We start from the raw sequence: 25591 nt of genomic DNA, 5'->3' as shown, positions 1-25591 counted from the left end.
CGGTCTGGAGGCCATCGGCAGCCAGCACTGGCCCGGTGCCGCGCTGGCCGGTGATGAACAGGTACCAGGTGTAGATGATTCCCTCGCTGTTGCCGAGGAACGGCGTCGTCAGGACGCCCCCGACGAGCCGCTGGCTCACGCCGGCGACAATGAACAGGCCGATACCGGAGCCGACGCCCACTTGGAGATGACCTCGTCCATGAACAGGATGAGGACCCCGCCGACGAACATCTGGCCGAAGATGAGCCACTGGACACCGAACGTCCCGATACCCAGGGAACTTGCGACAGCCGTATCGGCCGGCAGGAAGCCGCCGGCGAACACCATCGGCAGCCCGGCTGTGATCTGCTCTAAAAAACAAGTTTGTCGGGATTCAGGAAGTCCGCAACTGCAGTGCCCTCATGCTAAAACGTGGCTAACGTTCATTGGGAGTCGGTGAATAAAGAGCGAATAAAATAAATCGACAATAACTTTATTCGACGACCGACGAATGAAGACACATGAAAGCTGTCGTACTTGCTGCTGGCGAGGGGACCCGTCTCCGCCCGCTGACCGAAGACAAGCCCAAGGGAATGGTAGAGGTTGCTGGAAAGCCGATTCTGACTCACTGTTTCGAGCAGTTGATCGAACTAGGTGCAGACGAACTTCTAGTCGTCGTCGGCTACAAGAAGCAGGTTATCATCAACCACTACGAGGACGAGTTCGAGGGCGTCCCAATCACCTACACCCACCAGCGCGAGCAGAACGGCCTTGCCCATGCGCTCCTGACCGTCGAAGAGCACGTCAACGACGACTTCATGCTGATGCTTGGCGACAACATCTTCGAGGCAAACCTACAGGACGTCGTCAACCGCCAGCAGGAGGAGCGCGCCGACGCCGCCTTCCTCGTTGAGGAAGTACCGTGGGAGGAAGCCAGCCGATACGGCGTCTGTGACACTAACAAGTACGGGGAAATAACCGAAGTAGTCGAAAAACCCGAAGATCCACCATCCAATCTGGTGATGACCGGGTTCTACACGTTCACGCCGGCCATCTTCCACGCCTGCCATCTGGTGCAGCCCTCGAACCGAAACGAGTACGAAATCAGCGATGCGATAGACCTCCTGTTGCACTCCGGGCGAACCATCGATGCAATCCGCATGGACGGCTGGCGAAACGACATCGGCTATCCGGAGGACCGCGATCAAGCTGAGAAACGAATACAAGGCGAAATCGACCCGGAGATGGCTGCCGAGAATATCGCCGCGAGCGAGTAAGTGGCTGGCCCGCTGTACTCGGCGCACAGTGGTTGATACACAGCAGATACGGGAGCGGTGTGCGAAGACGGTTTTCGAACGAGGTGAAAACTACCGCTCAGACGGGCGTATCGGGCGTCTCGACCGCTCTGATGACCTCGTCACTTGGACTGTCCAGGGCTCGCGGTCAGACAACGTGACGGTCGATCTCTCGACAACTCCATTCGAGGCCACATGTACGGACGGCCCAGGAGCGTGCAAGCACGTCGTCGCGGTCCTGTTAGCGGTCGCCGACACACCACCGGACGACGAGCAGGCGGAAATCGAGAGGATCCTCAGCGATGAAACTCCGAACAAACTCCGGTCGTTCCTGCCTGATAAACTCGTACGGAATCCACGGCTCCATGACCGCTTCCGTGCGCGCTTTGGCGGATGTAGATCGTGCACGGAGGGCCGACATATTAGATGAGGCGTCTCACCATGCCATCTCGGCTCTCACAGAGCGGGCAAGTGGATCTACCGCCCCATATGCTGAGCAGTATCGGGTATTCGCTCGAAAGGCTCAAGCAAACAGGTAGACCACTCTGAACGGTATCTTGGTATATATGAAACAGTTCCCGTCGATTCCACGCATCGATGATCCCCCTGAGGAGCTCTTCTATGAGGGACATCTGTGGATTCTCGAAACGGTCGACGGAAGGAACATGCGCTTTCAGCTTCAGAATTCAGAGCTAGTTCAATTCGGTGACCGAAGCGGTGTCTATGACGATCCCAATACAATGCCAGACCCATATCGCCACGCCGTCCGATACGTCCGTGAAAATCTCAATCGAGGTTCGCTCCGGTGTGCCGTCGACGATGTCGAAGCGTACGTCTTCTTCGGCGAAGCGATGCATCACCATACTATCAACTACGACTGGGAGCAAACGCCATCATTTCTCGGCTTTGATGTCTGGTCGACTGCCCATAAGCGTTCCACTCACCGGACATCGTCGAAGGAATCTTCGGTCAGCTCGGGCTCCAGCCCGTCAACGCCGTCGAACGCGAGCGACGGGACAGGAGTTCGATCCGACCAGCTGTGAAATCCCGCAGTCAGCGTGGTATGACGGGCCAGCCGAAGGCGTCGTGATCCGGAACAAGCGCGGCGGCCGTGCGAAACTGCACCATCCCAACTTTCCGGAGATCGATGAGACAGTTCCGGTCGACGCCAACGCCTCAGCACTGAACCACAGATACGCGACGCAGCAGCGCTTCCGGGAGATCGCTGCCAAGCTGGAAAACCTTGAACAGGCAGTGACGGTCGAGACGTTCTACGAGCGGGCCATCGAGGATATTGTCCGGTAGGAGCACAAGCGGCTCTATCATGGTACTGATCCAGTCAACATGGGAACGTTTCGATCCAAAGTTGCAGCGCTGACGCGGGCGTTTCGCGACGAGCGGTAGGTTACTGTCTCGGACTCCTGATAAATTCGTAGGGACTATTCGCGAAAACGCTATTCGGCAACAACTATCGATTCCGTCAAAAAATAGTGGCACTACGTGCAGACCAGGACGCAGGACTTATACTGGAACTCTGCAATCACACTACTAATGGATAGTGGCTGGCGGTACCGGGTTTCGAGTGTGACCGGTGTTGTCCTGCTAACAGCGATAGCCGTCGCACTTGTTAACAACACTACCATCCAGTCGGTAGCCACCACGGTCCCGTTACTTAGTCGGCTTCCAACCGATCCACCGACTGGATCGGAGTTTACGTTCGAGCTCTTGGTCACAGTCGCCATCGTCGCCAGTGTATTTCTTCCGCTGTACAAGCCCCGCCCGCGCCGGATTCTTGACGCGGTTGCGCTAGCCCAGAAGCGAGTGCTCGTGGCAGTGCTCGTACTAGCGACAATCGGCTACTTCGACTATACGTACCGATTACCACGCTTGACTGTCGTGTTGGTGACACCATTGTTACTGGTCGCACTGCCCGCGTGGTTCGTGTGGATTCGCAAGCGCCCGTCGTCAGATGGCGAGCGAACCATCATCGTTGGCGACGATCTTCAATTCATCGAGACTGTCACAAGTGAGGTCGACGAGACATTTTTGGGATATCTCTGCCCGACGAATATCGTTACCACACCGGAGCAATCCATGGCTATTGCTGACGGTGGAATCCAGTCAAATGGGCTAGAGCGGTTAGGGGGGCTGTCCCGAATTGAAGATGTGCTCGTTGAGTACGATGTCGATACGGTGGTGTTGGCGTTTGAGTACGCTGACCGAGCAGAGTTTTTTGGTGCACTCGATGCCTGTTACGAGTACGGTGTTAGAGCGAGAGTCCACCGAGACCACACAGATTCCGTGCTGACAGCCAGTGATGGAGTTGGAACGCTGGTTGACGTTGAAATAGAACCCTGGGACATCCAAGATTACGTACTCAAGCGAGCATTTGACATCGTATTTGCAACAGTCGGACTGGTCGTATTGTCACCCGTGATTATCGGCATTGCAGTAGCTATCAAACTCGATGACGGTGGGTCGATTCTGTACACACAAGAGCGGACTGCGGTGTTCGGTGAAGCGTTCAATATCTACAAATTCAGGAGTATGTCCCCCGGCGAAGCATCAGCAGAGCCAGCCGAAGACGAGGAAAACAGTCGAGTTACTGATGTTGGGAAAATCGTCCGACGAACGCATCTCGACGAGGTGCCACAACTCTGGTCGATCCTCGTCGGCGATATGAGCGTGGTTGGACCGCGTGCTGTCTGGACTGCCGAAGAGACCTTACTAGAAGCAGATACGCAGGCTTGGCGCCAGCGGTGGTTTGTCAAACCTGGCCTTACCGGACTTGCGCAAGTGAATGATATTAAGAGCACAAATCCATCAGAGAAGTTGCGGCTTGACTTGAAATATATTCGGCAGCAGTCGTTCTGGTTTGATATCGGACTAGTTATCCGGCAGATCTGGAAAGTAGCCACTGACGTCGTTGCCACGATGAACGAAATCGCTCGTCGTTAAACCATTGCTCGTCTCGATCAAGTCTGTGTTCTGTTTCGTGGCTCCTGTATAATTCAGTGAAACACAGTGACTTCGAGGCAATCAAGAAGACGTGCAGGGCACTCTGAGGACTTTGCGAAAACGCAGACGATAGCACGACAACGAAACACTCAAACCGCCTCCACAAAACGCCTACAGCATGGCAGATAGTCGCTCGTCAGCCCTCCTTGACGACGAGGGAAATCTTTTCGGGCTCGTCAATATCGTCGACGCGCTGGCCGTCCTACTTGTCCTTGCAGTTGTGGTAGCAGGCGCAGCATTCGTCCTCCAGCCAGACCCGGAGCCACCGGATCGCACAAGCACTAACGTCACGCTTGACCTTGGCCCACAGCCGCAGTATCTCGTCTCCGAAATCAACGAAGGCGATACATACAGTCCTAACAGCAACTCCGAGCTCACAGTCACCGATGTGTATCTCACACCGCAGGGCGACCAAACGCGAGTCATCCTCCGTGCGACAATCGAAGGCCCCACCAGCGATGACAGCCTTACCTACGCCAATGCACCGCCTCGGCTTGGCCGCTCATTAGCAATCGCGACGAGCCGATACGAGGTAAACGGGCAGATACGGGCTGTCGGTGGCGACAATAGCCTCAACAAAGAAATGACGACTGTCGTCCTCCGGGACACGATGAGTGCCGCCGAAACCCGTGACGTGACCGCCGGTGATGAGATCCGCCTCGGTGGGCGGACTGTCGCAACCGTCCAGGACGTGGCGGCGTACGCTACCGACGATCCCGGCAAACAGACCGTCTTCATCGAAGCTGACCTTGAGACGTACACACAGCAAGGTCGCCAGCGGTTTGGTAACACGCAAGTCCGACCCGGACAGTCAATTACGCTCTCGGCGCCAGAGTACACGATCGACGGGCGTCTCGAACAGGTTGGGAGCGGCCTCCAACCGACGACGTCGGACGTGCTCCTCGAGACGACTGTCGACGCCGAAACAGCCGACGATATCGCAACCGGCGACGTTGCGACCGTGGCTGGGCACGAGACAGCAACAGTCGAAACCGTTACCACCTACGAGACACAAGACCCCGACCGCAAACGCGTCCTCGCCGGCCTCACGCTGACGACGCTCGAAGACGGTGACCGAGAGCGGTTCGGGAGCGCCTACGTTCAGCGTGGAAGTAATATCTCCATCTCGACCGAGACCTACGACCTCTCGGGGGGTATCGAACGCGTCGATGCCCTCGAACCGCGTGGCACACTCGGGACCCGGACGGTAACGCTCCGGATGACCGACGTTCGCGAGGAGATGGCCGACACAATTGAACCCGGGATGACCGAGACCAGTCGCGACGAAACGATTGCTCGTATCAGCCGCGTCGACACCGACCCCTCGGTTATCATCACGACGGGAGACAACGGCTCGGTGAACGTCGTTGATCACCCGTTCCTGCGTGATGTCATTATCACGGCCGAACTGCAGGTCCGTGAAACGACGAGCGGTGTCCAGTTCAAAGGCGAGCCCATCCAGCAAAGGTCGTCGATTGTGATCAATCTGGGGACGCTCACAATCGAGGCAGACGTTGTGAGTGTTGGCGCCTGAAAGACTCCGAAAACGATATTATCGGCCAAGCAAACCACTACGCAATTGAATGGGTAGCCAACCAAGAACAGTCGATCACGCTGACAACACCGGTAAAACCGGGATTACCAGTGGCTCCCGAATCATCAGTGCCGGGCGAGCGATCCGTACCCGGGTGGCCAGCCTCATCAAGGGTTCGTACTGCTACCGCTGGCTCACGAAAGAGCCCGAACCAGAGGTAAACGTCATCGACCTTCGGGAGACGTACACCGTCGGGCCGTTCATCGCACTACTGGACCGACTTATCCCGCATATCGAGCAAGCGTGGCAACACTCGCGTGGCGGGGCGGTCGTTCGAAGTGCGTACAAGCAATTCCAAGAGAACGTACTCGACCCGCTCTCTGAGACCCGTGGGTACGAACTCGCAGCCACTATGTTAGCACCGCCGGACCCACCGGAACAAGAGCGGCAAACACCCGACAGTTCGAACTCCGACGAAGACGAACGGTCCTGACCTTACTCCACGGTCACACTTTTCGCCAGATTCCGCGGCTTGTCGATGTTCCGTCCCAGCAACGCGGCCGTATGATACGACACTAACTGCAGGTGCGTGTTCGCCAACACGGCAGCAGCTCGCGGATGCGTCTCGGGAATCTCGAGTACGTGGTCGGCGTACCGTTCGACGTCACTTTGTCCGTCGGTGATCGCCACCACCGGGGCGTCCCGTGCTTCGACCTCTTTGACGTTCCCGATGGTCTTGCGAGCGCGCTCGTCGTTTCCGGTCACGATAGCGAACACGGGCGTGTTCTCGGTCACCAGCGCCAGCGGGCCGTGTTTCAGCTCCCCCGCGGCGAAGCCTTCGGCGTGCTTGTAGGTGATCTCCTTCATCTTCAGTGCGCCTTCGAGCGCCACGGGCTCCTGATAGCCGCGGCCGATGAAGAAGTAGGCGCTGGCGTCCTGGTACAGCTCGGCGATCTCCCGGGCGGCAGATTCGTCGAGGACCTCCTGGACGTGGCCGGGAAGGTCACGGAGCGCGCTGATGACCTGCCGGGCGTCACCGGTCGTCGACGTCCCGAGTGCGAGGAGGTTCAGCGCAGCCAGCTGTGAGGCGAAGGTCTTGGTCGCGGCGACGCCGATTTCCGGACCGGCACGGATGTACAGCGCGTGGTCGCATTCGCGGGCCGCAGTGGAGCCGACGACGTTGGTCACGGCCAGCGTCCGCGCGCCGCGACTGCGAGCCGCACGGAGCGCCGAGAGCGTGTCCGCGGTTTCGCCGCTCTGGGTGACGCCGACGACGAGCGCGTCGCCGATGGGTGGCGTCGCAGTGGCGTACTCGCTGGCGAGGAACGCCTGTGCGGGGATGCCCGCTTCGCGGAACAGTTGCGCGCCGTGCAGGGCGGCGTGATACGAGGTCCCGCAGGCGACGAACTGGACGCCGGTCGGGGAGAGGTCACCGAGGTCGCCGATGTCCACTGTCCCGGCGAGTTCGTCGACGCGGCCCCGCAAGCACTGCCGGAGCGCACGGGGTTGTTCGTGGATCTCCTTGAGCATGAAGTGGTCGTAGCCGCTCTTGCCCGTCTCCTCGGGGTCCCACTGGACGGTGTCGATGTCTTTCTCGATTACCGTGCCGTCGGTGTCGGTGACGGTCCACCCGTCGCCGTTGAGACGGGCGAACTCCCCGTCGGCGAGGTAGACGACCTTGTCGGTGAAATCCCGGAAGGCGGGCACGTCACTCGCCAGGTAGGTCGCGTCTTCCCCGATGCCAAGCACGAGCGGCGAGTCGTGCCGGGCGGCGAACACCGAATCACAGCCGGCGATGACGACGGCGACGGCGTAGCTGCCTTCGAGTCGGCTGATGGCCTCGCGGACGGCGTCTTCGGGGTCAGCACCACCGTTCAGCGCGTCCTCGATGAGGTGGGGAACGACCTCGGTGTCGGTGTCGGAGGTGAAGGTGTGGCCGGCCCCGACGAGTTCGTCACGCAGGGACTGGTAGTTCTCGATGATGCCGTTGTGGACGACCGCGACATCACCGGTGCAGTCCTGATGCGGGTGGGCGTTCTCGTCGGTCGGCGGCCCGTGGGTGCTCCAGCGGGTGTGGCCGATGCCGACCGACCCCGAGAGCGTCCGGTCGGACAGCGCCTCGCGCAGGTCGGCGATTTTCCCGGAGTGTTTGCACATGTCGATATGACTGTTTGCCAGCGCGACGCCGGCGGAGTCGTACCCGCGGTACTCCAGCTTCGAGAGGCCGTGAACGAGCGTATCCAGGGTCTCATCGCCGCGGCCGACACAGCCGATGATGCCACACATCAGCGGACCACCTCCGCGCCCTCACGAACGGTCCCATCGACTGTCACGCCGGTCGCGAGTCGGGCGTTCGGTCCCACAAGCGACCCGGGGACGAAGCTCACGTCACCGAGCGCGGCGGCACGGTCGGCGATGACGGCGCCCAGCCGCTGGTCCTCGAACACCTCTGTCCCGACCTGGACGTCGGCCGGCCCGCCGGGGACGACCGTGTTGACACCCAGGTTCACGTCCTGGCCGGTGACAGTGTCGACGAGGGTCGAACTCGGGTCGACGCGCGTGTCCGCGTCGAGCACGGCGTGCTGGACGACGCTGTTGGCCCTGACGGTGACGTTCCGGCCAAGCGCCACGTCCGGCCCGATGACGGCGTCGGGCCCGACCTCACAGTCCGGCCCGATGACGACCGGCGACTGGAGGGTGGCCGCGTCGTGGATGCGTGCGGAGTTATCCACCCAGACCTGCTCGTCACGGGCCGATTCGACAACTCGACCCCGCGCCAGTACCTCGCGGGCGACGGTCAGCAGGTCCCAGGGATACGTCGCGTCGACCCACATCCCGTCGACCTCGACCGCTCGGACCCGGTCGGACTCCAGCAGCAGTTCGATGGTGTCGGTCAGCGCCAGCTCGCCGGCGTGCCGCGTCGTGTCGTCGATAGCTTCGAAGATGTCGCCGTCGAAGGCGTACACGCCGCCGTTGATGAGTCTGAAATCGTCGTGTTGGGGTTTTTCGACGATGTCGATGATGTCGCCGTCCTGTACTTCGACCGCTCCGTAGCGACTGGTGTCCTGTCGTTCGAGTACGGCGATGCTCGTATCGCCAGTCTCCGCGTACGAGCCGTCTACCGCCTCGATAGTGGCCGCGTCGACGAGACGGTCGCCGTTCATCACCAGGACCGGGCCGTCGACGACACTGCGTGCCTGGAGGAGCGCGTGCCCGCTGCCGAGCTGTTTCGTCTGGCTCACGTACGAGATCGGAACGCCACGATATGTCGGGCCAAAGTGGTCCTGCACGCGGTCTCGCTTGTAGCCGACGACAGCGACCAGTTTCTCGATGCCGGCCTCGACCAGCGCGTCGAAGACGTGTTCGAGAATCGGGCGGTTCGCGGCCGGCAACATTGGCTTTGGCCGGTTTCGCGTCAACGGCCGGAGGCGAGTCCCCTCTCCCGCGGCGAGGACCACAGCCGTGTCGATGTGCATACCTGTAGGTAACGGAGGAGGGGCTTCAATATGGCGACCCTAACGCAATTGGAGACTGGTTACTCTCGAGCATGCATCCAACTTTAGGTTGTAGAATAAAACAATCAAACCAAGGATAGATGTATTTCGTCACAACCGCCTGCCGGACTCCGCGTCACAGTTAGATTCAATTGATCGAGATACCGGCTCCGCGGCCTCTTTCGTGGACAGGCTGTACAGGAGTCCGTCCGAGCAACCAGTACGCCGCGATAGGCTCACGGGGCGTTGCCGCTCGGTATTCGAGAGCCGCATGTCTCGCTACTGCTCGCCCATCCGCTCGCCGGCGACCCGACGACCCTTCGTCGTCAGATTCACTTCGGTCCGCTCGCGGAGCACGCTTATCACGTCAAGTTCGATGAGGCGGTCGAATATCTCCTCGGTCTTCTCCACGGAGATGCCGACGAAGTTGGGGATGTCGAAGGGCGACACGCCGGAGTGGAGTGCCATGATGACCCGCTTCTCCGTCGAGCTCAGGTCCAGGTCGGCGCGGTTCTGTTCGGCGCTCTCCTCGAGCATCGTCCGGAGGACGGTGGCGTGGAACTCCTCGCCCGCGAGATGCGTTTCGACGCTGATGTCGTCCTCGCTGTGTTCGACCTGAATGACCGTCCGCTCCTCGCCACTGACCTGCTTCTCTTCGACAGCGAGGTCGCCGATATCTGCGCGGTCGACGACGACGGCTTGCCCGTCAGCCATCGCGAGTTTCAGCGCCTCGTCGGTCACTTTGAGCCGGCCTTTCGTCCACTCGGCGGACTGGACGACGCCGCCTTTCAGCGCGGGATGTTGAACCAGGACGATGGCGCCGTCGAGACTCGCCCGATAGAAGTCGGTCTCGAACGCCCCGTGGTCCGACGCCGACACCAGAATCACGTCCTCGCCGACGTAGAGCGCGACGTAGTCGGAGACGCCGGCGCTCTGCTGGTTCACGTCGAAGCGGTCTGCGATACGGTCGACGTCAGTCAGCGAGATCTGTCGCTTGTCGTCGCCGAGCAGGGCGACCCGCTCGGTTGTGAGGACGATGCGACAGTTTCGCCACTCGGCGTCGGTGAGGCGCTGGCCCTGTGAGACCGCCTGAAGGAACTGCCCTTTCGTATCGGCGATCTTCTTTTCGGTGTCGCTCATGCCCCGTACCGGCCTCTCGTACACCCGTTGTCCACAGAACTCAATATATGTTCCGTCGCCAGTGTCGAACGTGAGAACGGCCGCCAGAGTCGATTCCGGTCCCGTCACATCGGAATTATACACAATTAGCTAGGAGGTTTTTGAGTGCGCCGGCGTACTGTCAATTGATGACACGGGGCGACGATCCGAGTCGGGACCAGTCCCACACGGGGCGAGAGACAGTCGAACCGCCGGACTGGTTCGTCGAGCAGGCGAACGTAACGGACCCGGCTGTCTACGACCGCTTCGAACGGGAGTGGCCCGATTGCTGGCGCGAGGCCGCCGAGTTGCTCGACTGGGAGACACCGTACGAAACCGTTTTCCGCGGAACGGACGGCCCGCCGTTCGAGTGGTACCCGGGTGGCCGGTTAAACGCCGCCTACAACTGTCTCGACCGGCACCTCCCCCAGCGGAAGAACCAGCTCGCGCTGGTCTGGGAGGGGCATCTCAGCGAGTCCCGAACCTACACCTACCTCGAACTGTACCGGGAAGTCAACGCCTTCGCCGCGGCGCTGCGGGACCGTGGCGTCGGGCCCGACGACGTGGTGACGCTGTACCTGCCGATGGTCCCCGAACTCCCGGTCGCGATGCTGGCCTGTGCACGGCTGGGCGTGCCACACAACGTCGTCTTCGCCGGGTTCTCCGCGGACGCACTGGCGACGCGCATGGAGCGGGCCGAGTCGGAGTACCTCATCACCTGTGACGGGTACTACCGCCGCGGCAGCGCCGTCGCACAGAAGAACAAGGCCGACAACGCGCGCATCGCCGTCGACCACGACGTGTCGGTCGTCGTACTCGACCGGCTGGGCCGCGACGTGCATTTAGGCGACGACTACGACGACTATCACGACCTGCTGGCGGCCCACGAGGGGGCCGAAGTCGAGCCCGTCCCGCGGGCGGCCGACGACCCGCTCTTTCGCATCTACACGTCGGGGACGACTGGCGAACCCAAGGCGGTCACACACACGACGGGCGGGTACCTCGCACACGTCGCCTGGACCGCCCGGTCGGTCCTTGATATCAAGCCCGAAGACACCTACTGGTGTTCGGCCGACATCGGCTGGATCACCGGGCACTCCTACATCGTCTATGGCCCGCTCGCGCTCGGGACCACGACAGTACTGTACAACGGCACGGCGGACCACCCCGAGAAGGACCGGCTGTGGGAACTCATCGAGAAGTACGCCGTCGACGTGTTCTACACCGCGCCGACGGCCGTCCGGGCGTTCATGAAGTGGGGCGAGGAATACCCCGAGCAACACGACCTCTCCAGCCTGCGCCTGCTGGGCACCGTCGGCGAGCCGATGGACGCCCGCGCCTGGGAGTGGTATCGCGAACACATCGGCGGCGGCGAGTGCCCCATCGTCGACACCTGGTGGCAGACTGAGACCGGCGCGGTACTCGTATCGACCCTGCCCGGTGTCGACGATATGAAGCCTGGAGCCGCTGGAACGCCGCTGCCGGGCATCGAGGCGTCCGTCGTCGACCGCGCAAGTGCGGCGGTCGGGCCGGACACGGCCGGCGAACTCGTCGTGACGCGCCCCTGGCCGGGGATGCCGCGCGCGCTGCTCGACGGAACGGACTGGGGCAGCGTCCCGGACAGCGCCGAGGAGTGGCGGTACTACCCGGAGGACAGCGTCTCGGTCGACGACGACGGCTACATCACGTTCCTCGGTCGGATCGACGACGCGATCAACGTCGCCGGCCGGCGGTTCAGCACCAAGGAACTGGAGTCGACGGTCGCCGGCGTCACCGGCGTCGCCGAGGCCGCCGTCGTCGGTGCCGACGACGAGACGACCGGGACGGCGGTGTACGCCTTTGCCTCCCCGGAGGACGGCTACACCGAGAGCGAACTCCGGACGGCCATCGAAGCGGCCATCGTCGACGCCATCGGCGGCATCGCCCGCCCCAAGGAGATCGTGTTCACGCCCGACCTCCCGAAGACGCGCTCGGGCAAGGTTATGCGCCGCCTGCTGACGGCAGTGGCAAACGACGAGGAGCTGGGCGACACCAGCGCGCTGCGCAACCCGGAAATCCTCGGCGAGATCCAGTCGACCACGAGGAGAGAGTGAGCGGTTTCGCATTTTTCTATAGGTCCGAAATCAATCGGCGGCGTGGTTGTGGTTAAGGCAGTTGTCCTATCTCACTAACTCGTATGAATCGCTGTATAGACCCTAACGCTTATTTCGCTATTCTGTGAATTTTCGAAATATATGGACGGCGCAGCGGACCGCATCGGTGAACGAGGGTACGAACAGCTCCGGCGCGCGGCCGAGACACACCGGTCCGACCTCGTGCTCCGGCTCGGCGCGGAAGTCGGGCTCCGGCCGGCGGAGATGACGGCCGTGCGGCTTGCCGACATCACCGAGTTCGAGGGCCACCGCCTGCTTTCCGTTCGGGAGGACGGCGACGTTGCACGCGAGACGTACCTCCCGGATTCGGTCGAACACGACATGCGGAAATACGCCAACGCGGCCGGAAACGCCGACGACGAGCCGCTCTTTTCGGTCTCCGCGCGACGCCTCCAGATGCTCGTCAGCGAGGTAGCCGACCGCGCCGCCGACGCGGTGCCACACCTGCGTGAGGTCTCCTCGCGCGACCTCCGATGGCGGTTCGCGGCGAGCCTGCTGGACGACGGCGTCCCGCCGGACGTCGTCTGCACGCTCGGCGGCTGGGACCGCCTCGACCGGCTCGACCCCCTGCTCGACGACCCGGACCGCGAAACCATCGTCGCGACCGTTGGCGAGTCCGGCGGGCGGGCAGCCCCAAGCGGGCCCCAGCGACCAGTCGACTGGATAACGACGGTCAGTGAGGCGCTTGCGGCTGCTGGGACCGGGGAAACGGTTGCGGCGACGGTCTGTAACCACCTGACGGGGACAGCGGGCTTCGAGTTCGCCTGGCTCGCCGAGCGTACGGGTGACGGGCTGACGCCGCGTGCGACGGCAGCAGTCGGCGAAACGGTCGTCGAGCGACAGATCGACGACCACGTCGAGTCGGTCACCGCCCCGCTCGAGGTGGGTGACGTTCGCGTCGTCGACGACAGCACCGGCCCTGTCGCGCTGGTCCCGCTCGTCAGAGAGAACGCCGTGTCCGGTGTCATCGGGATCGGGACCAGCGAGGGGGTCACCGACGCGGACCGCGCCGTCCTGTCCGCGCTCGGCGTCCAGGTCGGCCACGCACAGGTCGCCGCCGAACGCAAGCGCCTCCTGCTTGCCGACACCGTGACCGAACTGGAGTTCCACTGTGCGGACGAGCGGACCTTCACCGCTGGGGTGTCCGGGGCGTTACAGTGTACGGTCGAGCTGTCCGGCGTCGTTCCCGTCACGGGCCAGTCGCTCCTGTACTACCTGATGGTCGACGGTGCCTCGGCCGACGCGATACTGTCGTATGCGGACGCCGACGACGGTGTGACCGACGCCAGACTTCTCGAAGAGCACAGCGACGGCGCACTACTGGAAGTCGTCGTGACCGACACGCCGGCGCTCCGACTGGTCGAGAGCGGGGGCCGAATCAGCTCTGTGACAGCCACCGACGGCGTATCGACTATCGCGGTCGAACTCCCCAGCGAGGCCGACATCAGACCGACGGTCACCGCCGTCACCGACGCCTACCCCGAGACCTCGTTAGCGGCGAAACGAGAGACCGAGCGGCCGGCCGAGACGGACACCGGGTTCCGCGACAGGCTGACCGATACCCTCTCAGACCGGCAGGAGACGGTCCTCCAGGCGGCCTACCACAGCGGCTACTTCGAGTGGCCCCGCGGGTCGACCGCCGAGGAGCTCGCGGACTCGCTCGACGTCTCGTCGCCGACGTTACACAACCACCTCAGGAAGGCCCAACAGAAGGTCCTGACCGCGTTTTTCGACGACAGGCCGACGGAGCCGCGGCGGCCGGCCGGCAACTGAAACCCCGTTTCATGTTATGGTAGTTAGACCCCCCGTTTATATGGCCGCTGTGAAATATCGATGATAGACCATGTCAGATGAAGATGTCCAACTCGAAGCGCGGCTCGAAGAGCAGGAGGTTTTCGAGCCCCCGGAGTCGTTCGTCGAGCAGGCGAACGTCACGGACGAGGGTATCTACGAGGAGTTCGAGGAGAACTGGCCGGAGTGCTGGGAGGGGGCCGCCGAGCTCCTCGACTGGGAGGAAGACTACGACCAGGTGCTCGACGACTCGAACCCGCCGTTCTACGAGTGGTTCACCGACGGCACACTGAACGCGTCGGCGAACTGCCTCGACCGACACCTCGAGGAGCGCGGCGACGAAGCCGCTATCGAATGGGTGGGCGAGCCAGTCGAGGAAGACAACATCACCTACACCTACGAGGAACTCCACCGGAAGGTCAACGAGTTCGCGGCCGGCCTGCAGGAGATGGGCGTCGGTGAGGACGACGTCGTGACGATGTACATGCCGATGATCCCGCAGCTGCCGATCGCCATGCTGGCCTGCGCTCGCATCGGCGCGCCCCACTCCGTCGTGTTCGCCGGCTTCTCCGCGGACGCGCTCGCGACGCGGATGAACTCCGCCGACTCGGAGTACCTGGTCACCTGCGACGGCTACTACCGACGGGGCGACCCGCTCGACCACCTCGACAAAGCCAACGAGGGGCTGGGCGGCGTCGACCACGAGGTCGAACGCGCCATCGTCGCCGAGCGGCTGATGGACGGCGACGGCTTCGACCACGACTACGCGGACAACCAGGTCGCCTTCGGGGACGTCGTCGCCGACAACGAGGGCGAGACGGTCGAACCGGTCGACCGCGACGCCGAGGACATGCTGTTTCTCATGTACACCTCCGGGACCACCGGGAAGCCGAAGGGCGTCAAACACTCCACCGCCGGCTACCTCGCGTGGGCGGCCTGGACATCCCAGGCGGTGCTCGATATCAAACCCGAGGACACGTACTTCTGTTCGGCCGACATCGGCTGGATTACCGGCCACTCCTACATCGTCTACGGCCCGCTCGCGCTCGGGACCACGACGATGATGTACGAGGGGACGCCGGACTACCCCGACAAGGACCGCCTCTGGGACATCGTCGAGGAGTACGAGGCCGACCAGCTGTACACCGCACCGACAGCCATCCGCGCGTTCATGAAGTGGGGCAAGCAGTACCCCGAGCAACACGACCTCTCCAGCCTGCGCCTGCTGGGCACCGTCGGCGAACCCATCAACCCCCGCGCCTGGAAGTGGTACTACAAACACATCGGCAACGAGGAGTGTCCGGTCGTCGACACCTGGTGGCAGACCGAGACCGGCGGCATGATGATAACGACGCTACCGGGCATCAAGGACATGAAACCCGGGTCGGCCGGGCCGCCGCTGCCGGGCAACGACGTCCGCATCGTCGACACCGAGGGCGAGGAGGTACAGCCCGGCCGCGCCGGCTACCTGACGGTCGACAAACCGTGGCCCGGCATGCTCCGGACGCTGTACAAGAACGACGAACGGTTCATCGACGAGTACTGGGCCGAGTACTCCGACACCGACAGCGACGACTCCGACGACTGGGTGTACTTCCCCGAGGACGGGGCGAAAATCGACGATGACGGCTACATCACCGTACTGGGACGGGTCGACGACGTGATCAACGTCTCGGGCCACCGCCTGGGGACGATGGAAATCGAGAGCGCCATCGTCGGCGTGGAAGGCGTCGCCGAAGCCGCCGTCGTCGGTGGCGACCACGACATCAAGGGCGAGGCAGTGTACGCCTATGTCATCACCGAGGACGGCTACGAAGAGACCGACGAACTCCGCAGCGCGATTATCGACGGCGTCGAGGACGCTATCGGACCGATCGCGCGGCCGGAAGCGGTCATCTTCACACCCGAGCTTCCGAAGACCCGCTCCGGGAAGATCATGCGCCGCCTGCTGGAAGACATCGCCAACGGCGAGGAGCTGGGCGATACGAGCACGCTGCGAAACCCTGACGTCGTCAGTGATATCGCGACCAAGGTCCAGGGTGACTGAGCCGTAGCGGCGAACAGCACCACGAATTTTCAAGCTTACAAACCCATGTCAAGAGACACACCTGCGGACCGAGAAAAGTCAACTATCCAACCAGACGGCGGTACGGAGGCCGCCCACGAAGATATCAACTACCTCGACAGGGAGGTGAACCTGTTACGGCCGAGCACGCCGTTCATGCGCGACCACCTGAAGATCATCTGGAGCAGTTTCGTGCTCTGGGCCCTGGTCGTGTTCGGGCCGGTGACGATGACCGTTATCGCGCCGGAGATGATGACTGTGCAGATGCCGATGCTCGGCTTCCCGCTGCACTACTTCCTCGTCTCGCTCGGCGCGCCGACGGGTGCGCTCATCCTGGCGGTCGTCTACACGCGCTACCGGGACCGACTCGACCAGAAGTACGGTATCAATCCCGAGACGGCCGGGAACGCGGCTCCGGAGGGGAGCGAAGCAACGGCCACTGACGGAGGTGTCGAGCAGTGACGGTCCCGCTACAGGCCGAGGCGCTGGACATCTCGTTCAAACTCGTCCCGGCGATCATCGTCTTCCTGATGATGGCCTCGTTCCTCGTCATCGGCTACGTCTTCAAGGTGGCCGACACCGAGGGGATGTGGGTCGCCGGCCGCGGCATCGGGAACATCGAGAACGGGATGGCCATCGGCGCGAACTGGATGTCCGCCGCCTCGTATCTGGGGCTGGCCGGACTGGTCGCGCTGTCTGGCTTCTACGGCCTGGCGTTCATCGTCGGCTGGACGACCGGCTACTTCATCCTGCTCATCTTCCTGGCGGCGCAGATGCGCCGCTTCGGGAAGTACACCGCGCCGGACTTCGTCGGCGACCGGTTCAACTCGCCGACCGCCCGCGCGCTGGCGGCGTTTACCACGCTGCTCATCGCGTACGTCTACTCCGTCGGCCAGGCCCGCGGCATGGGGCTGGTCGGCCAGTACGTCTTCGGGCTGGACATCATCCCCATGATCGTCGTGATGATGACGATCACCGTCGGCTACCTCGCGCTCTCGGGGATGCTGGGCGCGACCAAGAACATGGCCGTCCAGTACACGATCCTCATCATCGCGTTCCTCGCCGGCGTGTACGTCGTCGGCTTCTCACAGGGGTACTCGACGGTGCTCCCACAGGTCGAGTACGGCGCGCTCATCGCCGACCTCGGGCGCGAGTTCTCCGCGCCGTTCGTGAACCAGCCGTTCTACCTCTGGATCGCGACGGCGTTCTCGCTCATCGTCGGGACCTGTGGCCTCCCGCACGTTCTCGTCCGGTTCTACACGGTCAGAAGCGAACGCGTCGCCCGCTGGTCCTGCGTGTGGGGGCTGTTCTTCATCCTCCTGCTGTACTGGGCTGCCCCCGCGATGGCGGCCTTCGGCGTCGACCTCTTCCAGGCGACGACCGGCGCGAGCGCCTACGCCGCGGAGGGCGGCATGTCCGGCGCTGAGGGTGACGTGATCGTCGTGCTCGCCGCGCAGTTCGCCAATCTCCCGACGTGGTTCGTCGGTCTCGTCGCAGCCGGTGCGATGGCCGCGGCCATCGCAACGACCGCCGGGCTGTTCATCACGGCCTCCTCTGCGGTCGCACACGACATCTACACCGAGCTTATCAACCCCGACGCCACCCAGCGCCAGCAGGTGCTCATCGGTCGCGGGACGATTATCGGCATGGGCGCGCTGGTGACGGTGACCGCGTTCAACCCACCGGCGCTCATCGGCGAACTGGTCGCCTACGCGTTCTCGCTGGCCGGCGTCGTCCTGTTCCCGATGTTCTTCCTCGGCCTCTGGTGGGAGAACACGAACCGCCAGGGCGCGCTGGCCGGGATGGTGCTCGGCCTGCTCATCTGGATTACCTCGATTATCAACAGCGTCCTGCCGAACTACATCGGGGCGCTCGAGGCGGTCGCCGGCGAGGGCGGGGCGCTCGTTCCGATATACGCCCAGTACGTCCCGCCAATCGGCGCTGCGCTGGTCGGGACGCCGCTCGTGTTCATCGTCACCATCGCCGTCTCGCTGGCGACGCCAGAGCCGCCCCTGGAGACGAAGAAGATGGTTCGACAGTGTCACAGCCCCGAACCGATGGGGCAACAGGAGACCGCCGCAGACGTCGTCGGCGACAGCACCGGCGGCGGCACCCCCGCGGACGACTAAACCAATGTACGACAACATCCTCGTTCCGACCGACGGCAGCGAAACCGCCGAGAACGCGGTCGACCAGGCAGTAGACATCGCCTCGAAGTACGGCGCGACGGTTCACGCGCTGTACGTCGTCGACGTCGACGCCACCAGCTACTCGCTGGGGACAGAGCAGGTCGACCGCATTCGACAGGGGAACCTGGCGGAGATGACCGACATAAAGGAAGACGCCGACGAAGCCACCGGCTACGTCCGCGACCGCGCCGCCGAACACGGTGTCGACGTGCAAGAGCACATCACCGCCGGCGAACCGGCCCGCGCCATCCGGAAGTTCGTCGAGGACAACGACATCGACCTCGTCGTGATGGGGTCTCACGGCCGGTCGGGCCTCAAGCGCGTCATCCTCGGCAGCGTCACGGAGAAAGTGCTACGCCGGACGCGGCTGCCGGTGCTCGTCGTCGACGTCCACGGCGAGACAGAGATCGAAGAGTGACCTAGCATGGGACTGACTCGACCACGACCGTCACAGGCGACGCGGGGCCGCCGATGAGCGTCGTCGACACGCTCCGTGACCACGTGCGCGACCACAAGCGGGGCATGTTCGTCGACCTCGTGTTCGCCATCGCCTGGGTGACCGCCGTGAGCGTCATCTTCGACCTGCTGTCGGCTCCCCAGTGGGCCTACTACCTGACGCTCGCCGCCGGCGTCGTCGCGTACTACGGCTTCTTCTGGTCGCTTGAGCTGGCGATGCAACAGCAACAGTAGGTCGGCCTCGGTTTTTCCGCTGGATTACAGTTCGCCGCTGGTTGATACGGCCGGGTGCGATAAACTCACGCCAGACCCGAACCGCTGCCACCTGGCTATCCAGGCACCCCTTCCCCACTCAAGTCCGGCGAATTTCGGTCCCGTCGGTAGTAATAATACCATGTAGATGCATTGACTTGTTCGACGGCAGCGGATAGTGTGGAGTCAGCAATGATATACCAAAGTTCAACGGGAGAGTACTACAGTGGTCTCGACATCTGGATGCGCTTCGAGTCGGGGCTCTGGGAACCACACGACTGGAGCAAGGCGACGGGACAGGAGTGGGTCCAGACGGAGGTGGGCGACGTCATCACCCTGACGCCGGTCCCGGAGTCCGAACTACCGGAAGGGGTGTCGGTGACGGAGGCCGAGGACGTCGAGTTCCTGGGTGAGTAACCGGCGAGAGACGCGCGGAGTCAGAACCCCGTGGGCAATACCGCATAGGCCGTATGCCGGTGCGGGGAACGCGTTGCTGTGAGTCGGTTCGGACGTGCTGGCCGGTAGCGCCACGCAGTTCGCGAGTCGCTTTCGTTCTCTGCCTGTTTTTTCTGGAGTTGTAGCGAAGCGTGGTTGCGGTGGCGCGGAGGGGCTCGCTACTGCTCACGGGTCGCTATCGCTCCCCGTTCGCTGTCTGAGGGCCGCTCCCTGCGGTCGCGCCCCTCTCTACTCACGGCTTCGCCGTTCGTTCTGTGGCGCGGCGCGCCACGCTACTGCTCGCGGGTCGCGTTGCTCCCCGCTCGCGGTCCGAGGGCCGCTCCCTGCGGTCGCGCCCCTCTCTACTTCTCACTCATCGCTTCACTCGCCATATTCCGCCCCTGGGCATTCAGCGCGACCTCGGTGCGGACCCGGACCTCGTCGACAGCCCCGATATCGAGGAGTGTCTGATAGATCTCCTCGACCTCGTCGGGCGTCGTCCCGACGAAGTCGGACATCTCGAAGGGGGAGACGCCAGAATACAGCGCCATCAGCACCTGGCTCTCCATCTCCGAGAGTTCGTAATCGTCCTCGCGGCCCTCGATGACGCGGGTGAACAGCGTCTTCAGCGCCCGCGTGTGGTGGTCCATCCCCGAGATGTGGGTTTCGACGCTGCGGTCCTGGTCGTCGGTGTGTTCGACCTCGATGACCACCCGTTCCTGGCCCATCACGGTACTGGTCCCGGTTTCGATGGTCCCGACGTCCTCGATTTCGAAGGCCATGCTCTTGCCGCCGGGGAACTGGAGGCGGATGACGTCGTCGTCCAGTTGAAACCGCGCCTTGCTCCACTCCGCGTCCTCCTGGACGACACCGCCGACGACCGCCTGCCGTCGCGCGAGGATGACCTCGCCCTGCAGGGTGGCACGGACGTACTCCGTCTCGAAGTCGTCCATGTTCGGCGTATCCACGAGGAGGACGTTGTTGCCCACCTCCAGGGCGGTCGCGCCGCCGGTGCCGCCGTCGGGGACCAGGTCCTCCGGGTCCGACGGGAGGCTAATCGTAGAATGTGGAATCGGCTGTTTCGAGCCGTTCGTCGCGAGAATGAGCCGCTTGTTGGTGACGATGAGCCGACAGGACCGCCACTGCGGGTCGGCCACGGGGTCGCCGTCGCGGACGACGTACTGGAAGTCCCCCGACGTGTCGACTAGCTTGCGTTCGTCACCACTCATAGCCGCTGATATTACAGATTTGACGCCGAAGGATAAATAAGTTCCAGCACCGCTCTCACAGCGCGACCAGCAGCCCGCCCACGACACCCAGACCGCCAAACACCGTACAGACCGCCCAGAACGGGACCTGCCGAACCAGCCGAACGAGCGCGTCGACAGTGAGGTAGCCGACGATGGCGCTCACGGCGAGCGCAACGACGGCCGGCACCGGCTCGATTGCCGGCACGCCGTCGTCGACGAGGACTAGCGCGTTCGCGGCGAGCGCGGCCGGAATCGACAGCAGAAAGGAGAGCCGGAGCGACGACTCGCCCTCGTGGCCCCGGAGCAACAGGGCACTCACCGTCGTCCCGGACCGGGAGACACCGGGAAGGATGGCCAGTCCCTGCAACGCCCCGACGAGGACGGCATCGATCCAGTCCGGAATCGCGCGCTCGCCCAGCGACAGCGCCGCGGCGAAACGCTGGAGCAGGCCGGTGACGACGAGCAGCCCACCGACCAGTGCCAGGAAGAGGCCACCCTCTAGCTCCGAAACGGCCGCATCGAGGGCCATGTACGCGGGGAGGCCAGTGACGGCGGTCGCCGCCGTCGCGATGAAAATAAAGGAGAGGTCCGCCGTCTCGTCGGCGAACGGGCGACGGGAGAGGCCCCGAATAGAGCGCAGAATCGTTCGGACCTCGGTGCGGTAGTAGGCCGTCGCCGCAACTGCCGTCCCGGCGTGGAGAAAGAGCGCGAGACGGGTCGCAGCGGCGGGCGAGACGCCCGTGACCACCGTTGACGCGAGCGCGACGCCGCCCTCGCTCGAGACCGGAATCCACTCCAGTACCCCTTGCAGCAGGCCCAGCAGAATGGCGACGAGAATCGGGTTCATACCCACGGAGCGGACGCCGCGGGACAAAGGCCGTTCGGTTCGGCCCGTCGACGTGACAGTATATATAGCGCCGGTGTCCAAGCGGGGGTATGCAACTGGGAAGCAGTGTGGTGGACCTGCTGTCGGGGCTGCCGGCCTGGCAGGGGTTTCTCGTACTCGTCGGCAGCGGGATTGCGCTCGCGCTGGGCATCCGCGTTTTCGGCGACCGACTGCTCAGACGGGTCACACCGCACATCGAGGGCGACGTCGACGATATCGTCTTCCGTGGAATCCACACCGCCGTGTACGTCACGGTCGGTCTCGGCGGCGCGTACGTCGGCGCTCAGATCTACGATATCCGACCGGCCCTCGCTGTCTCGCTGGAAGCCGGGACGCTCTCGCTTGTCGTCATCGTCTGGATGGTGACGCTGCTGCGTATCGGCCGTCGGGCGTCAGCCATCGCGACGGATTCGGCGTATATCGACCGCCAGATGGTTCCTATCCTCCAGAACGTCTGGAGCGCGCTCGTCTCTGGCGGTGGCGTTTTGCTTTTGCTGGTCCTCTGGGACATCGACGTGACGCCGCTGCTGGCCTCCGCGGGGATCATGGGCATCATCGTCGGGCTGGCGGCACGAGACACGCTGGCGAACTTCTTTGGCTCGCTGTCGCTGTATCTCGACGGCACGTACGCGGTCGGCGATTTCGTCGTGCTGGAGACCGGCGAACGCGGTCGCGTCGAGGACATCTCCGTCCGCTCGACGGTCATCCGCACCCGCGACGACATCCTCGTCACCGTCCCGAACTCGAAGCTCAACAACGCCGCCATCATCAACGAGTCGACGCCGAGACGCAAGCGCCGAATCCGCGTCCCTGTCGGCGTCGCCTACGGAACGGACATCGACCAGGTCGAGGAGGTCCTGCTGGAACTCGCCGAGACCGAGGACCTCGTCAAGGACCGCCCGAACCCGCGGGTCCGGTTCCGCGAGTTCGGCGACTCCGCGCTGGACTTCGAACTGCTGTGCTGGGTCGGTAATCCGGCCCTGACAGCCCGTGCGACCCACGAACTCAACAGCGCGATCTACAAGCGGTTCCGGGCCGAGGACATCGAGATCCCGTTCCCCCAGCGGTCCATCTCTCTCTCGACCGAGGAGAGTCCGGGCGAGCTGTTCGGCCAGTCGTCCTCGAATGGGGCGGCGGACGGCGGTGTGACCGGCGAGTGACAGCGAGCGGTCCAACACGACGGAGAGGTCGAAACGCAGTTACGGGGGCGACGCGTCGGCTCAGGCAATGACCATACTCGAGGACGCCCGTGCGGCGCTTGCGACCGGGCCGCTGTGTGATTCCTGTCTCGGCCGACTCTTCGCCGACCGGAGTTTCGGGCTGGCCAACGCCGAACGGGGCCACGCCCTGCGGGTGACAGTCGCACTCGCGGACGACGACCCCTTCGAGGCGGGCGAGGACTGCTGGGTCTGTGAGGGCGAGTGTGATCGGTTCGACTGGTGGGCCCAGCAGGCCGCAAGCGCCGTTCGTGGCTACGAGTTCGACACCTACCAGGTCGGGACGAAGGTGCCGCCGCTGCTCGAGGAAAACGACGAACTGCTCCGGGAGGACGTGGGGCTTGCCCCCGACGCCGGCGAGGCGCTGAAGACCGAACTCAACCGCGAGGTCGGCAAACGAATCGGCGACCTGACCGGCGCCGAGGTGGAGTTTGGCCGCCCGGAAGTCCAGCTCACGCTCGACCTCTCGACGGATGCGGTCGAGACACACGTCAATTCGGCGTTCGTCTACGGCCGCTACCGCAAGCTCGAACGCGACATCCCCCAGACGAAGTGGCCCTGCAACGACTGCAACGGGACCGGGCTGTGGCAGGGCGAGCCCTGCGACGGCTGTGGCGGCAGCGGCTACCGCTACGACGAGAGCGTCGAGCAACTGTCCGCGCCCGTCGTCCGCGAGGCGATGGACGGCGAGGAGGCGGTGTTCCACGGTGCCGGCCGCGAGGACGTCGACGCCCGGATGCTCGATTCGGGCCGGCCGTTCGTCATCGAAGTGCTGGAACCGCGCACCCGGAACGTGGATGCCGAGGAACTCGAAGCCGATATCAACGCCTTCGCCGACGGCAAGGTCGAGGTGACGGACCTGCATCCGGCGACCCACGAGATGGTCGAGCGCGTCAAGGAACTGGACGCCTCGAAGACCTACCGGATGGACGTCGAGTTCGGAGCGCCGGTCGACGCCGACGCCCTGCAGGACGCGCTGGCGGAACTGGACGGGACCACCATCCAGCAGGAGACGCCCCAGCGGGTCACCCACCGGCGGGCCGACATCACCCGGACGCGGACGGTGTACGACGCCGAGGGCGAACTGACCGACGACCGGCACGCCGAACTCCGCATCCACGGCGAGGGCGGCCTGTACGTGAAGGAACTCGTCTCCAGCGACGAGGGCCGCACGGAGCCGAGCCTGGCCGGCCTGCTCGACACCGACGCTGTGGTGACGGCACTCGACGTAATCGACGTGCAGGGCGAGGACGAGCCGTTCGCGAAAGCCGAGTATCTCAAGGAGTAGTGCGCCGGGACAGTTCAACCGGAAGCTGTTTTTGCAGTGCCGTCCAGGAGACAGCCATGCAATTTGGCGTCGACGAGGCCGGAAAAGGGCCGGTTCTGGGGTCGATGTTCGCCGCCGCCGTCCGGGCCGACCCGGCGGCTTTGCCCGATGGCATCGGCGACTCGAAGGACATCAGGCCGGAGCGCCGCGAGCGACTGGCCGGCGAAATCCGGGAGTCGGCCGACGCCGTCGGCGTCGCCGAGATTCCGGTCGAACGTATCGACGCCGACGGAACGGACATGAACACGCTGACCGTCGACGCACAGGCTGCGGCGCTCTCGGAAGTGGCCCGAGACGGCCTGTCGGGGACGGTCGACGCCGGCGACACCGACGCGGCGCGGTTCGGTCGCCGGGTCGCGGACGCGGTCGGCGCCGACGTGACCGTGCGGGCGGAACACGGGGCCGACGAGACGGACCCAGTGGTCGGCGCGGCCTCGATTATCGCGAAGGTGGCCCGCGACGCACACGTCGCGGACCTGGCCCAGGAGTACGGCGACGTGGGGTCGGGCTACCCCAGCGACTCGACGACGCGGGCGTTCCTGGCGGAGTACGTCGACCGGCACGGGGAACTCCCGGCGTGTGCGCGCCGCTCGTGGTCGACGTGTGACGACGTGCTGACGGCGGCGTCACAGGCGACGCTGGGTGATTTCTGAGCGATAAAACCCGACAGAGACGGTGTGGAGTCGGACGGGAGCTGTTTTCCACAGCCCGTACGGCTCTTCCAGCACGTGTCCGACTGTAGCCGGGCTTTCACCGGCCTCGCCCTTTCAGGCTTTACCCGGGCTTGCACCGGGTTTTGTCGATGTGCTGGGTTCCCGAACGCCACTCACGTGACATCCGGTAGTTGGCCTTCGTACCGGTCCGGCCGGCCGGGCCGGCGGTGGGCTGTTTCGGTTCTCCTTCGGAGCGTTCACCTCGGAGTCGTGTGACGGACCGCTCGGTTGTTGCCCCCAACGCGTCCCGTTCCGTCCTGCTCGGACAGTCTGAGACCCGTCGTCCGATGTCTCCCCGCATCTGGCGGGATGTGTAGCTTGGACCTGCGGGATAATAAGTCAATCTAAAAGAATTTGGTACTTCTTCACATGGAAATAA

General features: G+C 63.7%; 22 protein-coding genes and 1 pseudogene. 17 read left to right on the top strand and 6 right to left on the bottom strand.

Annotated elements, in window-relative coordinates; translation table 11 throughout:
• A pseudogene (locus KZ498_RS20110) lies at window positions 1–336 on the bottom strand (preprotein translocase subunit SecY); the annotation flags it as partial.
• Between the two features lie 164 nt (window positions 337–500).
• Between KZ498_RS20110 and aglF the strand changes: the two are divergent.
• From aglF to KZ498_RS20080, 6 genes are all read left to right on the top strand, one after another.
• Window positions 501–1256 carry a UTP--glucose-1-phosphate uridylyltransferase AglF gene (gene aglF, locus KZ498_RS20105; RefSeq protein WP_312621117.1) on the top strand — a complete coding sequence of 252 codons (756 nt, stop codon included), beginning with the start codon at window positions 501–503 and terminating at the stop codon, window positions 1254–1256.
• Between the two features lie 584 nt (window positions 1257–1840).
• Window positions 1841–2317: an RNA ligase family protein gene (locus tag KZ498_RS20100; RefSeq protein ID WP_312621116.1), complete on the top strand. Its 477-nt coding sequence runs from the start codon at window positions 1841–1843 to the stop codon at window positions 2315–2317.
• A gap of 43 nt (window positions 2318–2360) precedes the next feature.
• Window positions 2361–2579 (top strand): hypothetical protein, encoded by a 219-nt coding sequence (locus tag KZ498_RS20095; RefSeq protein WP_312621115.1) that lies wholly within the window; start codon window positions 2361–2363, stop codon window positions 2577–2579.
• A 246-nt stretch (window positions 2580–2825) separates the two neighbouring features.
• A complete protein-coding gene (locus tag KZ498_RS20090) occupies window positions 2826–4232 on the top strand; it encodes a sugar transferase (protein WP_312621113.1) in 1407 nt (468 codons plus the stop codon).
• Window positions 4233–4410: 178 nt separating this feature from the next.
• Window positions 4411–5826 (top strand): DUF4330 family protein, encoded by a 1416-nt coding sequence (locus tag KZ498_RS20085; RefSeq protein WP_312621111.1) that lies wholly within the window; start codon window positions 4411–4413, stop codon window positions 5824–5826.
• 49 nt (window positions 5827–5875) lie between these two features.
• Window positions 5876–6319: a hypothetical protein gene (locus KZ498_RS20080; RefSeq protein ID WP_312621110.1), complete on the top strand. Its 444-nt coding sequence runs from the start codon at window positions 5876–5878 to the stop codon at window positions 6317–6319.
• A gap of 2 nt (window positions 6320–6321) precedes the next feature.
• On the opposite strand, the gene glmS is transcribed toward KZ498_RS20080, so the two are convergent.
• From glmS to KZ498_RS20065, 3 genes are all read right to left on the bottom strand, one after another.
• Window positions 6322–8112 carry a glutamine--fructose-6-phosphate transaminase (isomerizing) gene (glmS, locus tag KZ498_RS20075; protein WP_312621109.1) on the bottom strand — a complete coding sequence of 597 codons (1791 nt, stop codon included), beginning with the start codon at window positions 8110–8112 and terminating at the stop codon, window positions 6322–6324.
• Window positions 8112–9302, bottom strand: a complete 1191-nt coding sequence (gene glmU / locus KZ498_RS20070) for a bifunctional sugar-1-phosphate nucleotidylyltransferase/acetyltransferase (RefSeq protein ID WP_312621108.1) — start codon at window positions 9300–9302, stop codon at window positions 8112–8114. The genes glmS and glmU overlap by 1 nt, the downstream gene beginning before the upstream one ends.
• A gap of 297 nt (window positions 9303–9599) precedes the next feature.
• Window positions 9600–10460, bottom strand: coding sequence for a CheF family chemotaxis protein (locus KZ498_RS20065; RefSeq protein ID WP_312621107.1), 861 nt, complete (start codon window positions 10458–10460; stop codon window positions 9600–9602).
• Window positions 10461–10627: 167 nt separating this feature from the next.
• Here KZ498_RS20065 and acs (KZ498_RS20060) point away from each other — a divergent pair, with 167 nt between their 5' ends.
• The 8 genes from acs (KZ498_RS20060) (at window position 10628) to KZ498_RS20025 (ending at window position 19801) form a co-directional block, all read left to right on the top strand.
• A complete protein-coding gene (gene acs, locus KZ498_RS20060) occupies window positions 10628–12571 on the top strand; it encodes an acetate--CoA ligase (RefSeq protein ID WP_312621105.1) in 1944 nt (647 codons plus the stop codon).
• A gap of 141 nt (window positions 12572–12712) precedes the next feature.
• Window positions 12713–14404 (top strand): bacterio-opsin activator domain-containing protein, encoded by a 1692-nt coding sequence (locus tag KZ498_RS20055; protein WP_312621103.1) that lies wholly within the window; start codon window positions 12713–12715, stop codon window positions 14402–14404.
• Between the two features lie 70 nt (window positions 14405–14474).
• Window positions 14475–16469 (top strand): acetate--CoA ligase, encoded by a 1995-nt coding sequence (gene acs, locus KZ498_RS20050; protein ID WP_312621101.1) that lies wholly within the window; start codon window positions 14475–14477, stop codon window positions 16467–16469.
• Between the two features lie 45 nt (window positions 16470–16514).
• On the top strand, window positions 16515–16949 hold the full coding sequence (locus tag KZ498_RS20045) for a DUF4212 domain-containing protein (protein ID WP_312621099.1): 435 nt from the start codon (window positions 16515–16517) through the stop codon (window positions 16947–16949).
• Complete coding sequence (locus KZ498_RS20040; RefSeq protein WP_312621097.1) at window positions 16946–18616, top strand: sodium:solute symporter family transporter; 1671 nt, start codon at window positions 16946–16948, stop codon at window positions 18614–18616. The genes KZ498_RS20045 and KZ498_RS20040 overlap by 4 nt, the downstream gene beginning before the upstream one ends.
• A gap of 4 nt (window positions 18617–18620) precedes the next feature.
• On the top strand, window positions 18621–19094 hold the full coding sequence (locus KZ498_RS20035) for a universal stress protein (RefSeq protein WP_312621095.1): 474 nt from the start codon (window positions 18621–18623) through the stop codon (window positions 19092–19094).
• Between the two features lie 53 nt (window positions 19095–19147).
• Window positions 19148–19366 carry a hypothetical protein gene (locus KZ498_RS20030; RefSeq protein ID WP_312621093.1) on the top strand — a complete coding sequence of 73 codons (219 nt, stop codon included), beginning with the start codon at window positions 19148–19150 and terminating at the stop codon, window positions 19364–19366.
• A gap of 210 nt (window positions 19367–19576) precedes the next feature.
• Window positions 19577–19801 carry a hypothetical protein gene (locus KZ498_RS20025; RefSeq protein WP_312621092.1) on the top strand — a complete coding sequence of 75 codons (225 nt, stop codon included), beginning with the start codon at window positions 19577–19579 and terminating at the stop codon, window positions 19799–19801.
• Between the two features lie 380 nt (window positions 19802–20181).
• On the opposite strand, the gene KZ498_RS20020 is transcribed toward KZ498_RS20025, so the two are convergent.
• Both KZ498_RS20020 and KZ498_RS20015 read right to left on the bottom strand, forming a co-directional pair.
• Window positions 20182–21048 carry a CheF family chemotaxis protein gene (locus KZ498_RS20020; RefSeq protein ID WP_312621091.1) on the bottom strand — a complete coding sequence of 289 codons (867 nt, stop codon included), beginning with the start codon at window positions 21046–21048 and terminating at the stop codon, window positions 20182–20184.
• Window positions 21049–21103: 55 nt separating this feature from the next.
• On the bottom strand, window positions 21104–21916 hold the full coding sequence (locus KZ498_RS20015; protein WP_312621089.1) for an undecaprenyl-diphosphate phosphatase: 813 nt from the start codon (window positions 21914–21916) through the stop codon (window positions 21104–21106).
• An 89-nt stretch (window positions 21917–22005) separates the two neighbouring features.
• On the opposite strand from KZ498_RS20015, the gene KZ498_RS20010 reads away from it, so the two are divergent.
• The 3 genes from KZ498_RS20010 to rnhB all read left to right on the top strand — a co-directional run bounded on the left by KZ498_RS20010 (window position 22006) and on the right by rnhB (window position 25152).
• A complete protein-coding gene (locus KZ498_RS20010) occupies window positions 22006–23115 on the top strand; it encodes a mechanosensitive ion channel family protein (RefSeq protein WP_312621087.1) in 1110 nt (369 codons plus the stop codon).
• Window positions 23116–23182: 67 nt separating this feature from the next.
• Complete coding sequence (locus KZ498_RS20005) at window positions 23183–24460, top strand: tRNA pseudouridine(54/55) synthase Pus10 (RefSeq protein ID WP_312621085.1); 1278 nt, start codon at window positions 23183–23185, stop codon at window positions 24458–24460.
• A gap of 56 nt (window positions 24461–24516) precedes the next feature.
• A complete protein-coding gene (gene rnhB / locus KZ498_RS20000; protein ID WP_312621083.1) occupies window positions 24517–25152 on the top strand; it encodes a ribonuclease HII in 636 nt (211 codons plus the stop codon).
• The last annotated feature ends 439 nt before the right edge of the window (window positions 25153–25591 follow it).

Origin of the sequence: Haloarcula sp. 1CSR25-25 (assembly GCF_032027985.1) — an archaeon.
Taxonomy (GTDB): Archaea; Halobacteriota; Halobacteria; order Halobacteriales; family Haloarculaceae; genus Haloarcula.
This window is presented reverse-complemented; position numbering and strand designations above follow the sequence as displayed.

Bases quoted from the DNA above. Each gene is read 5' to 3' on its own strand.
- KZ498_RS20085 (WP_312621111.1), top strand. From the start codon at position 4,411: ATGGCAGATAGTCGCTCGTCAGCCCTCCTTGACGACGAGGGAAATCTT.
- KZ498_RS20080 (WP_312621110.1), top strand. From the start codon at position 5,876: ATGGGTAGCCAACCAAGAACAGTCGATCACGCTGACAACACCGGTAAA.
- KZ498_RS20030 (WP_312621093.1), top strand. From the start codon at position 19,148: ATGAGCGTCGTCGACACGCTCCGTGACCACGTGCGCGACCACAAGCGG.
- KZ498_RS20100 (WP_312621116.1), top strand. From the start codon at position 1,841: ATGAAACAGTTCCCGTCGATTCCACGCATCGATGATCCCCCTGAGGAG.
- aglF (WP_312621117.1), top strand. From the start codon at position 501: ATGAAAGCTGTCGTACTTGCTGCTGGCGAGGGGACCCGTCTCCGCCCG.
- KZ498_RS20015 (WP_312621089.1), bottom strand. From the start codon at position 21,916: ATGAACCCGATTCTCGTCGCCATTCTGCTGGGCCTGCTGCAAGGGGTA.
- KZ498_RS20055 (WP_312621103.1), top strand. From the start codon at position 12,713: ATGGACGGCGCAGCGGACCGCATCGGTGAACGAGGGTACGAACAGCTC.
- acs (WP_312621101.1), top strand. From the start codon at position 14,475: ATGTCAGATGAAGATGTCCAACTCGAAGCGCGGCTCGAAGAGCAGGAG.
- glmU (WP_312621108.1), bottom strand. From the start codon at position 9,302: ATGCACATCGACACGGCTGTGGTCCTCGCCGCGGGAGAGGGGACTCGC.
- KZ498_RS20020 (WP_312621091.1), bottom strand. From the start codon at position 21,048: ATGAGTGGTGACGAACGCAAGCTAGTCGACACGTCGGGGGACTTCCAG.
- KZ498_RS20010 (WP_312621087.1), top strand. From the start codon at position 22,006: ATGCAACTGGGAAGCAGTGTGGTGGACCTGCTGTCGGGGCTGCCGGCC.
- KZ498_RS20025 (WP_312621092.1), top strand. From the start codon at position 19,577: ATGATATACCAAAGTTCAACGGGAGAGTACTACAGTGGTCTCGACATC.
- KZ498_RS20065 (WP_312621107.1), bottom strand. From the start codon at position 10,460: ATGAGCGACACCGAAAAGAAGATCGCCGATACGAAAGGGCAGTTCCTT.
- glmS (WP_312621109.1), bottom strand. From the start codon at position 8,112: ATGTGTGGCATCATCGGCTGTGTCGGCCGCGGCGATGAGACCCTGGAT.
- acs (WP_312621105.1), top strand. From the start codon at position 10,628: ATGACACGGGGCGACGATCCGAGTCGGGACCAGTCCCACACGGGGCGA.
- rnhB (WP_312621083.1), top strand. From the start codon at position 24,517: ATGCAATTTGGCGTCGACGAGGCCGGAAAAGGGCCGGTTCTGGGGTCG.
- KZ498_RS20005 (WP_312621085.1), top strand. From the start codon at position 23,183: ATGACCATACTCGAGGACGCCCGTGCGGCGCTTGCGACCGGGCCGCTG.
- KZ498_RS20045 (WP_312621099.1), top strand. From the start codon at position 16,515: ATGTCAAGAGACACACCTGCGGACCGAGAAAAGTCAACTATCCAACCA.
- KZ498_RS20035 (WP_312621095.1), top strand. From the start codon at position 18,621: ATGTACGACAACATCCTCGTTCCGACCGACGGCAGCGAAACCGCCGAG.
- KZ498_RS20090 (WP_312621113.1), top strand. From the start codon at position 2,826: ATGGATAGTGGCTGGCGGTACCGGGTTTCGAGTGTGACCGGTGTTGTC.